This window comes from Arthrobacter sp. TE26545 (genome assembly GCF_056279005.1).
On record NZ_JBWBQM010000001.1, the window covers coordinates 205,557 to 222,001 of the forward strand.

16 protein-coding genes are annotated in these 16,445 nt (G+C 67.5%); 10 read left to right on the top strand and 6 right to left on the bottom strand.

The genetic code is table 11. The features are described 5' to 3' along the window. Positions 1-23 precede the first annotated feature (23 nt). Positions 24-2,252: a catalase/peroxidase HPI gene (gene katG / locus ACZ9CK_RS00815; protein WP_476048961.1), complete on the bottom strand. Its 2,229-nt coding sequence runs from the start codon at positions 2,250-2,252 to the stop codon at positions 24-26. Between the two features lie 116 nt (positions 2,253-2,368). Further along, the gene (locus ACZ9CK_RS00820) at positions 2,369-2,986 is read right to left on the bottom strand and encodes a TetR/AcrR family transcriptional regulator (RefSeq protein ID WP_426301781.1); all 618 of its coding nucleotides are present in this window, start codon (positions 2,984-2,986) and stop codon (positions 2,369-2,371) included. Between the two features lie 92 nt (positions 2,987-3,078). Here ACZ9CK_RS00820 and ACZ9CK_RS00825 point away from each other — a divergent pair, with 92 nt between their 5' ends. Beyond that, positions 3,079-3,408, top strand: coding sequence for a thiamine-binding protein (locus ACZ9CK_RS00825; RefSeq protein WP_476048962.1), 330 nt, complete (start codon positions 3,079-3,081; stop codon positions 3,406-3,408). Between the two features lie 22 nt (positions 3,409-3,430). Here the strand turns inward: ACZ9CK_RS00825 and ACZ9CK_RS00830 are convergent, their stop codons facing one another. Next, on the bottom strand, positions 3,431-3,961 hold the full coding sequence (locus tag ACZ9CK_RS00830) for a YbhB/YbcL family Raf kinase inhibitor-like protein (protein WP_476048963.1): 531 nt from the start codon (positions 3,959-3,961) through the stop codon (positions 3,431-3,433). 65 nt (positions 3,962-4,026) lie between these two features. Between ACZ9CK_RS00830 and ACZ9CK_RS00835 the strand changes: the two genes are divergently transcribed. Next, entirely contained in the window at positions 4,027-4,698 is a 672-nt protein-coding gene (locus ACZ9CK_RS00835) for an O-methyltransferase (protein WP_426301787.1), read from the top strand. 231 nt (positions 4,699-4,929) lie between these two features. Then, positions 4,930-5,844 carry a spermidine synthase gene (locus tag ACZ9CK_RS00840; protein ID WP_476048964.1) on the top strand — a complete coding sequence of 305 codons (915 nt, stop codon included), beginning with the start codon at positions 4,930-4,932 and terminating at the stop codon, positions 5,842-5,844. Here ACZ9CK_RS00840 and ACZ9CK_RS00845 read toward each other — a convergent pair. Then, entirely contained in the window at positions 5,841-6,734 is an 894-nt protein-coding gene (locus ACZ9CK_RS00845) for a LysR family transcriptional regulator (protein ID WP_476048965.1), read from the bottom strand. The genes ACZ9CK_RS00840 and ACZ9CK_RS00845 overlap by 4 nt on opposite strands. 128 nt (positions 6,735-6,862) lie before the next feature. Here ACZ9CK_RS00845 and ACZ9CK_RS00850 point away from each other — a divergent pair, with 128 nt between their 5' ends. Both ACZ9CK_RS00850 and ACZ9CK_RS00855 read left to right on the top strand, forming a co-directional pair. After that, on the top strand, positions 6,863-8,248 hold the full coding sequence (locus ACZ9CK_RS00850) for an MFS transporter (RefSeq protein ID WP_476048966.1): 1,386 nt from the start codon (positions 6,863-6,865) through the stop codon (positions 8,246-8,248). After that, positions 8,245-8,997 (top strand): 3-hydroxybutyrate dehydrogenase, encoded by a 753-nt coding sequence (locus ACZ9CK_RS00855; RefSeq protein WP_476048967.1) that lies wholly within the window; start codon positions 8,245-8,247, stop codon positions 8,995-8,997. Before ACZ9CK_RS00850 ends, ACZ9CK_RS00855 begins: the two co-directional genes overlap by 4 nt. Before the next feature lie 79 nt (positions 8,998-9,076). Here the strand turns inward: ACZ9CK_RS00855 and ACZ9CK_RS00860 are convergent, their stop codons facing one another. Next, the gene (locus ACZ9CK_RS00860) at positions 9,077-10,576 is read right to left on the bottom strand and encodes an amino acid permease (protein ID WP_476048968.1); all 1,500 of its coding nucleotides are present in this window, start codon (positions 10,574-10,576) and stop codon (positions 9,077-9,079) included. A 162-nt stretch (positions 10,577-10,738) separates the two neighbouring features. Here ACZ9CK_RS00860 and ACZ9CK_RS00865 point away from each other — a divergent pair, with 162 nt between their 5' ends. From ACZ9CK_RS00865 to ACZ9CK_RS00885, 5 genes are all read left to right on the top strand, one after another. Further along, a complete protein-coding gene (locus tag ACZ9CK_RS00865) occupies positions 10,739-11,128 on the top strand; it encodes a hypothetical protein (protein WP_426301805.1) in 390 nt (129 codons plus the stop codon). A gap of 149 nt (positions 11,129-11,277) precedes the next feature. Continuing rightward, entirely contained in the window at positions 11,278-12,084 is an 807-nt protein-coding gene (locus tag ACZ9CK_RS00870) for an IclR family transcriptional regulator (RefSeq protein ID WP_426301807.1), read from the top strand. Positions 12,085-12,308: 224 nt separating this feature from the next. Next, positions 12,309-14,036 (top strand): urocanate hydratase, encoded by a 1,728-nt coding sequence (locus ACZ9CK_RS00875; RefSeq protein ID WP_476048969.1) that lies wholly within the window; start codon positions 12,309-12,311, stop codon positions 14,034-14,036. A gap of 8 nt (positions 14,037-14,044) precedes the next feature. Continuing rightward, positions 14,045-15,637, top strand: coding sequence for a histidine ammonia-lyase (gene hutH / locus ACZ9CK_RS00880; protein ID WP_426301810.1), 1,593 nt, complete (start codon positions 14,045-14,047; stop codon positions 15,635-15,637). Positions 15,638-15,827: 190 nt separating this feature from the next. Further along, a complete protein-coding gene (locus tag ACZ9CK_RS00885; protein ID WP_426301812.1) occupies positions 15,828-16,076 on the top strand; it encodes a hypothetical protein in 249 nt (82 codons plus the stop codon). A 100-nt stretch (positions 16,077-16,176) separates the two neighbouring features. Here ACZ9CK_RS00885 and ACZ9CK_RS00890 read toward each other — a convergent pair whose 3' ends face one another. After that, positions 16,177-16,422 (bottom strand): hypothetical protein, encoded by a 246-nt coding sequence (locus ACZ9CK_RS00890; RefSeq protein ID WP_476048970.1) that lies wholly within the window; start codon positions 16,420-16,422, stop codon positions 16,177-16,179. Positions 16,423-16,445: the final 23 nt, after the last annotated feature.

Consider the following 16,445-nt stretch of genomic DNA (forward strand, 5'->3'; position numbering starts at 1 on the left):
GGCCGGGCCCGGAAGGGCGCCGCTCAGCGGAGGTCGAAGCGGTCCAGTTCCATGACTTTCACCCAGGCCGCCACAAAGTCGCGGACGAACTTCTCCCGCGCATCGCTGCTGGCATAGACCTCGGCCAGCGCCCGGAGCTGGGAGTTGGAGCCGAAGATCAGGTCGACGGCGGTGGCTGTCCATCTCGTCTCGCCGGTGGAGACATCCCGGATCTCGAAGACGCTCTCCTCTGATTCCGAGGCTTTCCACTGGGTGCCCGGCGAGAGCAGGTTGACGAAGAAGTCGTTCGTCAGGAGCCCGGGCCGCCCGGTCAGGACACCGTGCGGCGAACCGCCGAGGTTGGCGCCGAGGGCCCGCATGCCTCCCACAAGCACCGTCATCTCCGGCGCGGAGAGGTCGAGCAGGTACGCCTTGTCGACCAGCAGGGTTTCCGGTTGCAGTTCCTCGCCGGGACGCACGTAGTTTCGGAACCCGTCGGCCCGGGGGGTGAGGTACTGGAAGGATTCGACGTCGGTCTGGTCCTGGGACGCGTCGGCCCTGCCCGGGGTGAACGGCACGGTCACCTCGACGCCGGCGTCCCTGGCGGCTTTCTCCACCGCCGCGCAGCCGCCCAGCACTATGAGGTCGGCCAGCGATACCTTCTTGCCCCCGTTCATTGCGGCATTGAATTCCTGTTGCACCGACTCGATCGCCTGCAGGGTGGTTTCGAGCTGTCCTGCCTGGTTGATCTCCCAGCTGCGCTGGGGCTCCAGCCGGATGCGGGCCCCGTTGGCCCCGCCCCGCCTGTCGGTCTTGCGGTACGTGGACGCGGCTGCCCATGCCGTGTTGACGAGCTCCTGGACGGAGAGTCCCGAGTCCAGGAGCCGGGCCTTGAGGGTAGCGGCGTCCTGTTTGTCGATCAGTTCGTGCTCGACCGCCGGGATCGGGTCCTGCCACAGCTGCGGTTCGGGAACCCACGGGCCGAGCAGGTGCGGTCCCACCGGCCCCAAGTCGCGGTGCAGCAGCTTGTACCAGGCCTTGGCGAAGGCCAGCGCGAACTCGTCGGGGTTTTCCATGAAGCGCCGGGAGATTTGCTCGTAAATCGGGTCGACGCGGAGCGAGAGGTCCGTGGTGAGCATCGTGGGCCGGTGCTTCCGCTGCGGGTCGTGTGCGTCCGGGATGATCTCTTCGGCGTCCTTCGCGACCCACTGATTGGCGCCGGCCGGACTCTTCGTGAGTTCCCACTCGTGCCCGAAGAGGATTTCGAAGAAGCGGTTGCTCCACTGGGTTGGCCGGTCCGTCCAGGTCACCTCCAGCCCCGAGGTGATGGTGTCGCCTGCCTTGCCGGAACCGTAGCTGCTGAGCCATCCCAGGCCCTGGTTCTCCAAGGCGGCAGCCTCCGGCTCCGGGCCGACGTGCTCGTCGGCATCGCCCGCGCCATGGGTCTTCCCGAAGGTGTGCCCGCCGGCGATCAGGGCGACCGTCTCCTCGTCATTCATCGCCATGCGCCTGAACGTCTCCCGGATGAACGCGGCGGCCGCGGCGGGGTCGGGATTGCCCATGGGGCCCTCTGGGTTGACGTAGATCAGGCCCATCTCGGTGGCGCCGACGTTGGGCGCCATCTTGCCCTCGCCGATGTAGCGCTCGTCGCCCAGCCACGTGTCTTCAGGTCCCCAGAAGATCTCCTCGGGCTCCCACACGTCCTCGCGGCCGAAGGCGAATCCGAAGGTCTTGAAGCCCATGGACTCGAGCGCCACATTGCCGGCGAGGACCAGCAGGTCCGCCCAGGAGATCTTCTGGCCGTACTTTTGTTTCACGGGCCACAGCAGCCGCCGGGCCTTGTCGAGGTTGGCGTTGTCGGGCCAGCTGTTGAGCGGCGCGAACCGCTGGCTGCCGTCGCCGGCGCCGCCGCGGCCGTCGTGGACGCGGTAGGTGCCGGCCGCGTGCCAGCTCATCCGGATCATTAGCCCGCCGTAGTGGCCGAAGTCCGCGGGCCACCAGTCCTGGGAGGTCGTCAGCACGTCGACGATGTCCTGCTTGAGAGCCTCGACATCGAGGTTCCGGAACTCATCCGCGTAACTGAATCCTGACCCGAGCGGATTCCCGGCGGGGTGGTGGGTGTGGAGCACCGAGAGGTCGAGCTGGTTCGGCCACCAGTCGGCATTCGTCCGGGGCCTGTGCCGCTTCGGCTGCGGCGAAGGGATCGCGGGGTTCTCGCTCTCGCTGCCGTGCGATGTCACGCTGTCCGCGGCGGCTTCCTGGGGATCAGACATGTGCTTCCTTCCAAATGGCCGAGGCCGTGGTCGGACTCGGGCAGCCGGTCTAACCCTCCCATTTGAGCACCAACGGGCGGCGAGCTGAACCCCTACGAAGGAGCTGCGTTTGCGGCCTAGAGGAAGACGCCCGGGATGGGGGTCTGCGGCGGCAGCGGCCGGTCGGGGCGCTCGGTGCGGATCGCGTCTTCCACAAGCGCCACCGGCCGTTCCCAGGCCTTCGAGCCGGGTTCCATGGTGTCCACGGAGCCGATCAGCATGGCCACCAGCCGGATCATGTCTTCGATGGTGATGTCCTTGCGCAGCGAGCCCTGCCCCTGGCCTCGCGCCAGCAGGACCGCCATGGAATCGACCAGCCCGCCTGTGATCCCCATCAGCAGGTTGCGCCTCCCGGCGACCGCACCCAGCAGGTTGGCGTCCTCGCTCGCAACCATCACGACGGCGTCGATCACCTTGATGAGCCCTTGTGCGGCGTCCATTCCGGCCAGGGCCTCCTCGGCCACCGGATCCACATGCAGCCTCAATTGGCGGGACAAGGCGGCGAGGACGAGCTGCTGTTTGTCGGCGAAGTTCCTGAAGAGGGTGGCCGGGCCGACGCCGGCGGTGGAAGCGATGGTCTGCAAGGGAACGTCCGGTCCCAGTTCGCGGAAACATTGCCTCGCCGCGGTGATGATCTTGTCCACGTTCCGGGCGGCATCGGCCCGAAGCGGCTTGCGTTCTGGGGGCAGGCTCATGCTGCCCAGATTAGCAACGCGGGCGCCGTGAACATCCGATCTGATGCGGCGGACACTTTTTGTGACATGGCATGCCATGAAAGACTTGGCCCATGTTGCTCGCATTTTCCGTGGCCCCGTCCGGCCAGCCCGCCGAAGGAGCCTCTGCCGCGCCCGACGGCTCCGTGCACGACGCCGTTGCCGAGGCCGTGAAGATCGTCCGGGACTCTGGCCTGCCAAACCGCACCGACTCCATGTTCACCACCATCGAGGGCGAATGGGACGAAGTGTTCGACGTCGTCAGGCGGGCCACCGAGGCCGTGGGCAAGTACGGCAGCCGGGTGTCGCTGGTCATCAAGGCCGACATCCGGCCAGGCTACTCGGGAGAACTCACCGGGAAGGTCGAGCGGCTCGAGGACGCCATCTCCGCCCAGGATTCCTGAGCACGCCTTTTTCCGAGTGGGTTCAGTGCCGCTCGAATACGCCGGTGATCGTGGCGCGCGCCAAGGTGTGGCGGTCCAGCAGCGGCCCGAGCGCCGACGACGGCGTGCCGGCCTTGAGGCCAAGGTCCGCCACGTCGAGGGCATGGACAGCGGCGACGTAGCGGTGTTGTCCGGACCCCCTGGGCGGTGCGGCTCCCAGGTAGTCGGCGGTGCCGCCGTCGTTCTTCAACTGGAAGGCACCGGCGGGAAGCAGCCCGCCGTCCGCAGTGCCGGCGCCCGCCGGCAGGGAGGCCGCCGTGGCGGGAATCCCGACGACGGCCCAGTGCCAGTACCCTAAACGCGCGTCGGGGTCGAAAACGGTGACGGCATAGCCCTTGGTTTCCTCGGGGGCACCGCTCCAGGCCAACCCGGGCGACTCGTCCTTGCCGCCCGATACACCCAGGCGGGCGCTGGTCTGGGCCGGCGGCAGCGCCTGGCCGTCCTTGAAGGATCCGGACTCCACCGTGAAAGCGGGCAGGGATCTTGGGGTCTTGTATGGCAGTGGACTTCCCATGGATCTACTCTTCCACCATGTCGGCGGCCTTCCCAGCCCGCGGCCCGGGTGCCAGACTGGGGGCCATGTTCGAACACAGGATCCAGCACGGCTGGGCAGAGGTCGAAGAATACTTGTCCACCGCCGTCGTGCATCCCGGCCCCGAGCTGTCCCGGGCGCTGCGTTCCGCGGTCGACGCCGGCATGCCGGCCATCGAGGTGGCTCCCAACGCCGGGAAGCTGCTCAAGCTGCTGGTGCAGCTGAGCGGCGCGCGGCGGGTGCTGGAGATCGGCACGCTGGCCGGCTTCAGCACGATCTGGATGGCCCAGGGACTTCCCGACGACGGCCAGCTCGTCACCTGCGAATACCTGCCCCTGCATGCCGAGGTGGCCCGGAAAAACGTGGACGCCGCCGGGGTCGGGCACAAGGTGGACATCCGGGTGGGGCCGGCACTGGACACCTTGCCGCTGCTGGCAGGCGGGGATGCGTTCGACTTCGTCTTCATCGACGCCGACAAGCAGAACGATTCGAATTACCTAGATTGGGCCATCCGGCTCGGCAGGCCCGGCACCGTGATTGTCATGGACAACGTCATCTGGGAGGGCGCCATCCTGGACAACTCCATGGACGAAATCAACGCCCCCGGAATCACGGCTGCCCTGGAGATGATGGGCCAGGACCCGCGGCTCGACGCCACCGCCATCCAGACCGTGGGGACCAAGGGTTGGGACGGCTTCGCGATCGCAAGGGTGGTGTGAGGCCGCTGGACATGGCCCTTACCTCCGCAACGGATTCATGCCCGACGGCGGGCGGAAGGAGCCGTCCTCACCCTTTTTGCTTTCAAACCCGCCTCGACGCGCCGGCCACCGGGGCGTGTCCCGGAAACGTAAGCTCAAAGAAGGTCAGGACGGTCGGGCAATAACGAGGGGCACGGTCGGGCTGACTGCCTTCAACTAAGGTTGAAGCATGACTCAGGCAGGACCCCGCTGATGGCCAAGCGCGGAAAAGCAGCCCGGCAGGCAAGCAGCGCCAGGCGGGGGAGCGGCGTCGTCGAATTGCCCGAGGGCGCCCGGCCGAAGGGCCCAGTGGAGGGCGTCTATTACATCGACACCGGGGACTGCGAATTGGTGGCCGATCCTGACAACTCCAACGGCTGGCTCCTGAAGATCAACGGCGTGATGAGCTCGCACATCGACCTCGCGGATCCGCTCTTCCTGGACTTCGAATACATGCGCTGGATCGCCGCGCTGGTGGAATCCGTGTGGCCCCCGGAGGACCGGCCCAAGCTGCGCGCCCTGCACCTGGGCGGCGGGGCGTGTTCGGTGGCGCGGTATGTCCACGCCGCCTACCCGGAAGCCCGCCAGGTGGTGGTGGAGCTGGACGGAAAACTGGCCGACTACGTGCGCGCCTGGTTCGAGCTGCCGAAGGCGCCGCTGCTCCGAATCCGGGTGGGCGAGGCCCGTGCCGTCACTGAAACCCTCACGCCGCAGAGCCGGGACCTGATCATCCGCGACGTGTTCGCCGGGGCGTTCACTCCGCGCGCCCTCACCACCCGCGAATTCAACGTGCACGCCCGCAACGTCCTGGCGCCGGGCGGGCTCTACGTGGCGAACTCCGGCGACAGCCCGGACCTCAGGAACGCCCGCCAGGACGCCGCCACCATCGCTGACACCTTCGCGCACACACTGATCATCGCCGACCCCGCCATGCTGAAGGGCCGCCGCTACGGCAATATGATCATGGCCGGCAGCGACACACCGTTCGGCGACGACCCGAAGCTGGCCCGCAAGCTCCTCGGCGGTGCCGTCCCGGCGCATATCTGGGACGACGCCCAAGTCCGCTCCTTTGCCCGTGGCGCCGAGATCCGCCACGATCCGCCCGCGCCCACAGAGCAAGGCGACTAGCCGCCCAACAGCACGTCCCGCCGGGCCGCCGTCTCCTCCTGAAGGGCCCGTACGACGGCGGCGACCGCCGGGCGGCGCATCGAGTCCGGGCGGAGCACCAGCCAATAGGGGAGCAGCTCGGCGAAGTCGGCGGGAAGCAGCCGCACGAGGTCAGCGTGCCGCCCCGCCATGAAGCACGGCAGGAAGCCGATGCCGGCGCCGGCCCGCGTGGCCTCCACGTGCACGAACACATTCGTGGACGACACGCCGTCCCGCATGGAGGGGACCAGCCTCCGCGGGGTATCAAGGTCATCCACCTGCAGCATCGAATCCACGAAGTACACCAACGGGTGCTTGACCAGTTCCTCCACCGTGCGTGGGGTGCCGTGCGCCGCCAGGTACTCCCGTGACGCGTACATGCCCAGCATGTACTGCCCCAGCCGCACCGACTCCGCCCGGTGCACCTGCGGCTCGCCCACCACCACCTCCAGGTCCAGGCCGGAGCGCTGCTGCAGGGCCCTGCGCGTCACGGTGATGATCTCCACGCTCAGGCCCGGGTGCTGCTTCCGCAGCCGGGCGATGGCAGGTGCCGCGATGTACGCGCTGAAGCCGTCGGTCGCGGTCATGCGCACGACGCCGGCAATCGGGTCCGGCGCCCGGTCCTCCGCTTCCAGCGTTCCCACCGCGGCCTCGATCCGCTCCGCAACCGCGACCGCTTCGGCACCGAGTTCGGTGAGTTCCCAGCCGCCGGCGGCGCGGGCGAGGGTCCGGCCGCCGAGCGCTTTCTCCAGTGCGGCGATCCTGCGCGAGACGGTGGTGTGGTTCAGTCCCAGGTGCTGGGCCGCCGTCGTGAATTTGCCGGTGCGCGACACGGCCAGGAGGACGAGCAGATCGTCCGGATTCGGATTCATATCTGCAATTCTGCACATCTGCGGTGCTGATTTGGCCATTGAGTTGCGAGGAATGTGCAGCAAGACTCAACAGGTCATTCGTGTTGTGGATCACAGCACGTGTCAACGAGGACACAAAGGAGCTGGACATGGGCGTAGAGCAGCGCTCCCTGGCAGAGACGGGCCAAACGGCGAAAGGCAAGGGCCTGCGGAAGATCGTGGCCGCCTCCATGGTGGGCACAGTGGTGGAGTGGTACGAATTCTTCCTCTACGCCACCGCTGCCACCCTGGTTTTCGGCAAGTATTTCTTCCCCAGCACGGGCAATGAGCTGGACGGCGTCATCCAGGCCTTCCTGACCTATGCCGTGGGCTTCGTGGCCCGGCCCCTGGGCGGGATCGTCTTCGGCCAGATCGGCGACAGGCTCGGACGCAAACCGACGCTCCAGCTCACCATCGTGATCGTGGGCGTCTCCACCTTCCTGATGGGCTGCCTCCCGGGCTTCGCGGAACTGGGCTACCTGGCGCCCGCGCTGCTGGTGGCGCTGCGCTTCATCCAGGGCTTCGCGCTCGGCGGTGAATGGGGCGGGGCCGTGTTGCTGGTGGCCGAACACAGCCCCAACGAATCGCGGGCGTTCTGGTCGAGCTGGCCGCAGGCAGCCGTGCCGGTGGGGAACCTGCTGGCCACCCTGGTGCTGTTCGTGATGTCCAAGACGCTCAGCAGCGCCGACTTCCTCGGCTGGGGCTGGCGCGTGGCCTTCTGGCTCTCCGCGGTGATCGTGTTCGTGGGCTACTACATCCGCACCCACGTCACGGAAGCCCCCATCTTCCTGGAGGCCAAAGCACAGGTGGAGAAGGAGCAGGCCATCAGCTACGGCGTCGGCGAAGTGCTGCGCAAGTACCCCAAGGGGATCCTGCAGGCCATGGGACTGCGCTTCGCGGAGAACATCATGTACTACCTCGTGGTGAGCTTCTCGATCGTCTACCTCAAGAGCGTGCACAAGTACGACACTTCTTCGCTGCTGCTCGCCCTGCTGATTGCCCACGTGGTGCATTTCGTGGTCATCCCGCAGGTGGGCCGGCTGGCCGATGCCTGGGGCCGCAAGCCCGTGTACCTGACGGGCGCGGTGGCCGGGGCGGCCTGGCCGTTCTTCGCCTTCCCGATGTTCGACACCCTGAATCCCGTGGTGATCGTGCTGGCCGTGACCCTGGGCCTGTGCTTGCACGCCTTCATGTACGCAGGCCAGCCGGCCATCATGTCCGAGCTGTTCCCCACGCGGATGCGCTACTCCGGCGTCTCCCTCGGCTCGCAGGTCACGTCGATCTTCGCGGGCTCCTTGGCCCCGCTGCTGGCGACCCAATGGCTCAAGGACACCGGCTCCTGGCTGCCCACAGCGCTCTACCTGCTGCTCGCCTGCGCGGTGACCGCCGTCGTCGTCCTCACCTTGCGCGAGACGCGCGGCGCCGCCCTGGAGGACATCGACGACGCCGACGCCCGCCTGCACGGGCTGCCCGCCGGCAAGGGGGCGGAGGCGTGAGCGCGGGGCCGCTCAGCGGGCGGAAGGCACTGGTCACCGGCGGGGCCGGCGGCATCGGGGCTGCGTGCGCCCGTGAGTTCGCGGCCCGCGGCGCCAAGGTGGTGGTGGCGGATGTCGACGCCGGCGCTGCGGAAGCGCTCGCCGATGAGTTCGGCGGCACCGCCTGGGCCGTGGACCTGCTGGACACGGAGGCACTGGCCGGGCTCAGCCTCGACTGCGACATCCTGGTCAACAACGCCGGGATCCAGAAGGTGGCGCCCATCGAGGAGTTCGAGCCCGCAGAGTTCCGGCGGATCCTGGCGCTCATGCTCGAAGCACCCTTCCTGCTGATCCGGGCCGCCCTGCCGCACATGTACGCCCAGGGCTTCGGCCGGATCATCAACCTCTCCTCGGTGCATGGGCTGCGGGCGTCGGCGTATAAGAGTGCCTACGTCTCGGCCAAGCACGGGCTGGAGGGGCTCAGCAAGGTGACGGCGCTTGAGGGCGGTGCGCACGGCGTGACGTCCAACTGCATCAATCCCGGCTACGTCCGCACGCCGCTGGTGGAGAAGCAGCTCGCGGACCAGGCACTGCTGCACGGCATCCCGGAATCGGAGGTCCTCGCCAAGGTGATGCTCACCGAGGCCGCCGTGAAACGGCTCGTGGAACCGGCGGAAGTTGCGTCGCTGGCCGCTTGGCTGGCCTCCGGCGACGCCGGCATGGTCACCGGGGCCAGCTACACCATGGACGGCGGCTGGTCCGCGCGGTGAGGCGTATCCCCGTCGATTGCTCCGTAACTGCCGTTTTGAGCGCTCAAAACGGCAGTTACGGAGCAGTGGATGGCCCAGGCTAGGAGCGTATTGAGATTTCCTTGACGGCAGCGCCTTCCTTCACCACGGGGATCGCGGCGGTCTCGTCGACCAGTTCGGCGCGCTGGCGTCCGCCACCGCGGACCCAGAGCCGGTAGGCCGCCACCAGCAGGGCGAGCCAGGCTGCGCCTACGTAGAGCGCAACGCGGGTGTCCTCGAAGACGCCCAGGATGACGATCACCAGGGCCATGAATGCGATGGTGAGCACCGAGGCGGCGGGCCACAGCGGCGACGGGAACTCCGATGCCGGCAGGGCCTTCCGGGCGATTTCCCGCTTCATGGCCACGTGCGACGCCAGGATCATGACCCACACCCACACTGTGGCGAAGGTGGCGATCGAGGCGATGATGACGAACACGTCTTCGGGGATCACTGCGTTGAGGACCACGCCCACCAGCAGGATGCCGCCCATCAGCACCACGGTCATCCACGGGACGCCGTGCCGGGAGATCTTGCCGAAGCTGGCCGGTGCATGGCCCTGCTGGGAGAGACCGAAGAGGATCCGGCCGGCGCCGAAGATGTCCGAGTTGATGGCGGACAGGGCGGCAGTGATCACCACTGCGTTGAGGATGTGCGGCGCGGCCGGGATGCCCAGGCCGTCGAAGATCTGCACGAAGGGGCTGCCGTTGCTGCCGATCTCGTTCCACGGGAAGAGGCTCATCAGCACCCCGAGGGTGAGGACGTAGAACAGCAGGACGCGCACGGGAACGGTGTTGACGGCCTGCGGGATGACCTTCTTGGGATTGGCTGCCTCACCTGCGGTGATGCCGATAGTCTCGATGCCGCCGAAGGCGAACATCACGACGGCGAACGCGGCCAGGACGCCGCCGAAACCGTTGGGGAACAGGCCGCCGTGGTCAACCAGGTTCCCGAGGCCCGGAGCCGCGCTGCTGCCGCCGGCCTGGAAGCCGAACACGATGATCGCGGCGCCGCCGGCGATCATGGCGATGATGGCGGCGACCTTGATGAGGGAGAACCAGAATTCGAGTTCGCCGAACACCTTGACGCTGAGCAGGTTCATGGCTCCCAGGAACAGGATGATGGCCAGGACCCAGATCCAGCGGTCAACCTGCGGGAACCAGAAGCCCATGTAGATGCTGAACGCTGTGACGTCGGCAATTGCCACTATGGCCATTTCGAAGACGTAGGTCCAGCCGGTCACGAAGCCGGCCAGCGGGCCGAGGTAGCGGCTGGCATACTGGCCGAAGGAGCCGGAAACGGGGTGCCGCACGGCCATCTCACCGAGGGCACGCATCACCATGAACACGGCGGCGCCGCCGATCATGTATGCGAAGAGCACGCCGGGGCCGGCCTTCTGGATGGCGGCGGCCGAGCCGTAGAACAGGCCCGTGCCGATAGCGGATCCGAGGGCCATGAAGCGGATATGGCGGACGTTGAGGCCGCGGTTCAGTGCGGTCGCCACGGGGCCGGCCGCCGCACCGGCGGTGGCCGCTCTGGCGGCGCTTGGTGCTTGTTGCATGCGAATAACCTTCTCGTCATTGGGAGGGGGATCGTTAACCAGCAGACCATTTTCGGGGTGCCTGTGATTGGTTTCACGGGCCCTTGGTGTCTTTCATCTCAGACGGTCGGAGAATTGTAGGGCTGGGACTCTCTGGGCAATCGGCACGAAAGGAACGGCGCCATGGGTGATTTCATTGCATACCTCGACACCTCGGAGGTCCTCCCCGGGAAGCTGGAGGAACTGAAGGACGCGATGGCCGAACTGGCCGCGTTCGTGGAGGAGAACGAGCCGCGGATCGGAGGCTACACCGTTCATTTCTCCGAGGACGGAACGGAAATGAGCGTCCTGCATTTCCACGAGGACATGGAGTCGCTCATGTTCCACCTGGATGTGGCCGGCCCGAAGTTCCCGCCGATTGGCCCGTTCATCCGGATGAAGAGCATCGAGATCTTCGGCCACCCCAGCGAAGAGCTGCTGGCCCGTTCCAGGAGGAAGGCCGAAATGCTGGGCAGCGGAACGGTCATCGTCCGCGAGCTGCACGCCGGTTTTGCGCGACTCGGAAAGGACTGAGCGGCCGGCGCGCTCCAAGCACGGCCATGGCAACCCCACAGTTGTCTGGGATTCAAGACACCACTCGCCGGACCGGGCTTCGGATTGCGGGCCGGTCGGCGCAAGCTTAAGTACGGGATACCGGACACCGACACTTCTGACGAGGAACCATGACCGCACAGCCGCTGGCGCCAGGCAAAGCCACTTCCAAAGTCCCGGCCGCCGAAAACACCCTTCGAATCCTCAAGCTGCTGGCCTCCCGCCGGGGGCCGATGGCGGCGTCGAACATCGCTACCTCGCTGGGCCTGCCGCGCTCGAGCGTCTACCACCTGCTGGGCGTCATGGAATCCAACGGATTCGTCATGCACCTGCACGAGGAGCAGCGCTACGGGCTGGGCATCAGCGCCTTCGAACTCAGCTCCGCCTACTCCCGGCAGGAGCCGCTCTCCCGCCTGGGGCGCCCGATGCTTGCCTCCCTCGTGGATGTGATCGGCGAGAGTGCACACCTGGCCGTGCTGCACGGCCGCGACGTGCTCTACATTGTGGAAGAGCGGGCCAAGAACCGCCCCTCCCTGGTGACCGACGTCGGCGTCCGCCTGCCCAGCCACCTCACCGCCAGCGGCCGCGCCATCCTGGCCGCCCTGCCCAAGTCGCAGGTGCGGGCCCTCTACCCGAACGCGGCCGCTTTCTCGGCCCGGCATGAGATGGAATCGCCCATCATGAAGTACTCCGCGCTGTCCTCGCACCTGGACCAAGTGCGCCAGCGCGGCTACGCCACGGAGCACGGTGAGGTGACGCCGGGATTCGGCTCTGTTGCTGCCGCCGTCACCGACCACCTGGGATGGCCGACGGCGGCCGTCGCCGTGACCTTCCTCGAGGACAAAGTGCCGGCAGAGGAATGGCCGGCGCTCGCCGCCCGCATCCAGAAGGCCGCGGACGAGCTCTCGAACCGCATTTACGGGCGCCCGGCCCACTAGGATCCGGCCCAACTGGCTCGCAATAGATGTCGTTTTGGAGGCTCAAAACGACCTTAAATGCGAGTCAGTTGGGCAAGCCGGCGGGACCTCATCCCGGACTCCTGCGCTTGTCTGGAATGCCGGACACCACCCCCAGAAAAGCCATTCCGCGGCCGTCGCGGACAGGCTCTACTGGATACAGAAGATCTTTCCCCCACCACCCCTCCAGAGACGAAGGAGCCAACATGGCACCCGCCGATTTCACCACCGGGACGCGTCCGGTCAAGGCGCCCCGCGGTACTGAGCTGTCCGCGAAGAGCTGGCAGACCGAAGCGCCGTTGCGCATGCTGATGAACAACCTGGACCCGGAGGTTGCCGAGCACCCCGAGGATCTCGTGGTTTACGGTGGCACGGGCCGTGCCGCCCGGTCCTGGAAGGCGTTCGATGCGATCTCGGAGACCTTGAAGGACATGGAAGAGGACGAGACCTTGCTGGTCCAGTCCGGTAAGCCGGTGGGTGTGTTCCGTACCAACAAGTGGGCTCCGCGGGTGCTGATCGCCAACTCCAACCTGGTGGGCGATTGGGCGACGTGGCCGGAGTTCCGGCGCCTGGAGGCCGAGGGCCTGATGATGTACGGGCAGATGACGGCCGGTTCCTGGATCTATATCGGCACCCAGGGCATCCTGCAGGGCACGTACGAAACCTTCGCCGCGGTCGGGAACAAGCTCGCCGCCGAAGGCCGCCACCCGGCACCGGCCGCGGAAGGCTCCACCGAAGGACCGCTGGCCGGGACCCTGACCCTGACCGGCGGGTGCGGGGGCATGGGCGGGGCCCAGCCGCTGGCCGTGACCCTGAACGACGGGGCCTGCCTGATCGTGGACGTGGATGAGTCCCGGCTGCGCCGCCGTGTCGGCAAGCGTTACCTGGACGAGGTCGAGACCGACCTGGATGCCGCGATCGCCAAGGTGAGCAAGGCCAAGGCTGAGCGGCGCGGCTGGTCCGTGGGCTACGTCGGCAACGCTGCGGAGGTCTTCCCCGAGCTGCTGCGCCGCCACCAGGCAGGCGAGCTGACCATTGACGTCGTGACCGACCAGACCAGTGCACATGATCCACTGTCGTACCTGCCCGAGGGCATCACCGTGGAGGAATGGCACACCGAGGCCGCCGCGGATCCGGAAGGGTTCACGAAGAAGGCCCAGGCGTCCATGGCCCGGCACGTGCAGGCCATGGTCGAGTTCCAGGATGCCGGGGCCGAGGTCTTCGATTACGGCAACTCCATCCGGGATGAGGCGCGCAAGGGCGGTTACGGGCGTGCGTTCGAGTTCCCCGGCTTCGTGCCGGCCTACATCCGGCCGCTGTTCTGCGAGGGCCTGGGCCCGTTCCGCTGGGTGGCCCTGTCCGGGGACCCGGAGGACATCCGCGTCACCGACGAAGCGATCAAGGAGCTGTTCCCGGAGAACAAGCACCTGCACAAGTGGATCGACGCCGCCCAGGAACGGGTCGAGTTCGAGGGCCTGCCGGCACGTATCTGCTGGCTGGGCTACGGCGAACGCCACAAGGCCGGGCTGCTGTTCAACAAGCTCGTCGCCGAGGGCAAGGTCAAGGCACCGATCGTGATCGGCCGTGACCACCTGGACTCCGGCTCCGTGGCCTCCCCGTACCGGGAGACCGAGGCCATGAAGGACGGCTCGGACGCGATCGCGGACTGGCCTTTGCTGAACGCCCTGACCGCCGCGTCCTCGGGTGCGACCTGGGTGTCCATCCACCACGGCGGCGGCGTGGGCATCGGCCGTTCCATCCATACCGGCCAGGTCTCCGTGGCCGACGGCACCGAGCTCGCGGCCGAGAAGCTCGAGCGGCTGCTGACCAATGACCCCGGCATGGGCGTCATCCGCCACGTCGACGCCGGCTACGAGCGCGCCGTCGAGGTCGCCGCCGAGCGCGGCGTCCGCATCCCGATGAACGAGAAGTAGGAACTACCGTGACCATCACAACCAACGAAGCGCTGACCGTCACCCTCGGTTCCAGCGGCGTCACCGCCGAGGACGTCCTCAACGTCGCACGCCACGGCGCGCAGATCACCATCTCCCAGGAAGCCCTGGACAACGTCGCCAAGGTCCGCGCCCACATCGACGAGCTGGCCGTCAGCGACACCCCGGCCTACGGCATCTCCACCGGGTTCGGTGCCCTCGCCAACCGCCACATCCCCAACGCTCTGCGCACGCAGCTGCAGAAGTCGCTGATCCGCAGCCACGCCGCCGGCATGGGCCCGGCCGTGGAGCGCGAAGTGGTCCGCGGCATCATGTTCCTGCGTGCCAAGACCATGGCCTCCGGCCGCACCGGTGTCCGCCGCGAGGTCCTCGAGACCTTCGTCAAGGTGCTCAACGCCGGCATCACCCCTCTGGTCCGCGAGTTCGGCTCCCTCGGCTGCTCCGGCGACCTCGCCCCGCTCTCCCACTGCGCACTCGTGGTCATGGGTGAAGGCGAAGCCTTCGGCCCCGACGGCGAGCTGTACGGCGTCGAAGGCCGCCCCGCCGTCGCCGAGCTCCTCGCCGCACACGGCATCGAGCCGGTCACGCTGGCCGAGAAGGAAGGCCTGGCGCTGGTCAACGGCACCGAGGGCATGCTCGGCATGCTGCTGATGGCCATTGCGGACCTCCGCATGCTGATGACGACGGCGGACATCACCGCCGCGCTCAGCGTGGAGGCGCTGCTCGGCACCGACCAGGTGTTCCTGCCCGAGCTGCACGCCGCCCTGCGTCCGCACCCGGGCCAGGCCGCCAGCGCCGACAACATGCTGAAGGTGCTGTCTAACTCGCCGATCGTGGCCTCGCACCGTGAAGGCGACACCCGCGTCCAGGACGCCTACTCGCTGCGTTGCGCCCCGCAGGTTGCCGGTGCCGTCCGCGACACAGTGACCCACGCCGAGCTCGTGGCCACCCGCGAACTGGCCGCCGCGATCGACAACCCCGTGGTCCTCCCGGACGGCCGCGTGTCCTCCAACGGCAACTTCCACGGCGCCCCCGTGGCCTACGTGCTGGACTTCCTGGCCATCGCAGTGGCGGACCTGTCCTCCATCGCCGAGCGCCGCACGGACCGCATGCTGGACCCGGCCCGCTCGCACGGACTGCCGGCCTTCCTGGCCGACGATCCCGGCGTGGACTCGGGCCTGATGATCGCCCAGTACACCCAGGCCGGGCTGGTCTCGGACAACAAGCGGCTGGCCGTTCCGGCGTCGGTCGACTCCATCCCGAGCTCCGCCATGCAGGAAGACCACGTCTCCATGGGCTGGCACGCCGCCCGCAAGCTGCGCAAGGCCGTGGAGAACCTCCGCCGGGTCCTGGCAGTGGAACTGGTCACCAGCGCCCGCGCCATCGACATCCGCACCAAACTGTCCGGCGGCGAACTGACCCCCGGCCCCGCCGGTGCGGCCGTGCTCGAGGTGCTGCGCGCCGTCGTCGCCGGTCCCGGAACCGACCGTTTCCTCTCGCCTGAGCTGGAAGCGGCCGACCGTCTGGTGGGCTCCGGCGCGGTGCGCGAAGCCGCCGAATCCGCTGTCGGAATCCTCGCCTGATCCCGAAGGAAATGCGGTCTAAGTAAACATTGGATGGCGCCCCGGAAATGTTAGGCAACAGCCGCGTCCGGGGCGCCTTCGGTGTAGTAGAACTTATTGGGTACGGCATGTCCGCGCCGATGACGTCGCGGACCTGTCGGATGACATACACAACCGAAGATACGAACATCCACAAAGGGGTAGAAGTTCAATGAAGTCACGCGGATCCGTCCTGTCCAGGCGAATCTCACATGCCGCCACCGTTGCCGACTGGGCAAGCCTGGCTGCAGGGGAGCGGATCGAGGTCGTCAAGCACGCGCATGTGATTGCGGCGGGGGAAGTCCAGGAGGTTTCCGCTAGCGGAAACGTGGTCTGGCTTGAGCCTGCCGGTCCGGGCGCCGATGCGGCCGCCAAGCAGCTTTTCATGAAGTCCGACGGCGTGGAGCTGCGCCGGGCATAGTGCGTTTCCGGCGCGTAAGCTGGATTTGAAAGACTGAGGCTCCATGAAACCGGGGCTTGTTCGCAGCGGAAACCGCGAACAAGCCCCGGTTTTTTGCTGCCTACCGCCGGGTGCCCGCGCCGGCCTTCGCCGGCACAACCAGCACCAGGCAGGCCAGCGGGCATAGGCCCAGCATGACGCTGCCTGCCGTGAGGGCGGCGCCGACCCGCTCGGCCAGGGCCTCCGCCGCGGTTGCTGCACCTCGGCCCGCGGCGGCCGACGCCGTCACCAGGATTCCGATTCCGAGGCTGCTGCCCAGCTGGTGGAAGGTGTTGAGTAGCCCGGAGGCGGCCCCGGCGACGTCCACTTCGACGTCATCGCCAAGGGCGA

Bases quoted from the DNA above. Each gene is read 5' to 3' on its own strand.
- ACZ9CK_RS00835 (WP_426301787.1), top strand. From the start codon at position 4,027: ATGTTCGAACACAGGATCCAGCACGGCTGGGCAGAGGTCGAAGAATAC.
- ACZ9CK_RS00840 (WP_476048964.1), top strand. From the start codon at position 4,930: ATGGCCAAGCGCGGAAAAGCAGCCCGGCAGGCAAGCAGCGCCAGGCGG.
- ACZ9CK_RS00860 (WP_476048968.1), bottom strand. From the start codon at position 10,576: ATGCAACAAGCACCAAGCGCCGCCAGAGCGGCCACCGCCGGTGCGGCG.
- ACZ9CK_RS00870 (WP_426301807.1), top strand. From the start codon at position 11,278: ATGACCGCACAGCCGCTGGCGCCAGGCAAAGCCACTTCCAAAGTCCCG.
- katG (WP_476048961.1), bottom strand. From the start codon at position 2,252: ATGTCTGATCCCCAGGAAGCCGCCGCGGACAGCGTGACATCGCACGGC.
- ACZ9CK_RS00850 (WP_476048966.1), top strand. From the start codon at position 6,863: ATGGGCGTAGAGCAGCGCTCCCTGGCAGAGACGGGCCAAACGGCGAAA.
- ACZ9CK_RS00875 (WP_476048969.1), top strand. From the start codon at position 12,309: ATGGCACCCGCCGATTTCACCACCGGGACGCGTCCGGTCAAGGCGCCC.
- ACZ9CK_RS00845 (WP_476048965.1), bottom strand. From the start codon at position 6,734: ATGAATCCGAATCCGGACGATCTGCTCGTCCTCCTGGCCGTGTCGCGC.
- ACZ9CK_RS00825 (WP_476048962.1), top strand. From the start codon at position 3,079: ATGTTGCTCGCATTTTCCGTGGCCCCGTCCGGCCAGCCCGCCGAAGGA.
- ACZ9CK_RS00865 (WP_426301805.1), top strand. From the start codon at position 10,739: ATGGGTGATTTCATTGCATACCTCGACACCTCGGAGGTCCTCCCCGGG.
- ACZ9CK_RS00820 (WP_426301781.1), bottom strand. From the start codon at position 2,986: ATGAGCCTGCCCCCAGAACGCAAGCCGCTTCGGGCCGATGCCGCCCGG.
- ACZ9CK_RS00830 (WP_476048963.1), bottom strand. From the start codon at position 3,961: ATGGGAAGTCCACTGCCATACAAGACCCCAAGATCCCTGCCCGCTTTC.
- ACZ9CK_RS00885 (WP_426301812.1), top strand. From the start codon at position 15,828: ATGAAGTCACGCGGATCCGTCCTGTCCAGGCGAATCTCACATGCCGCC.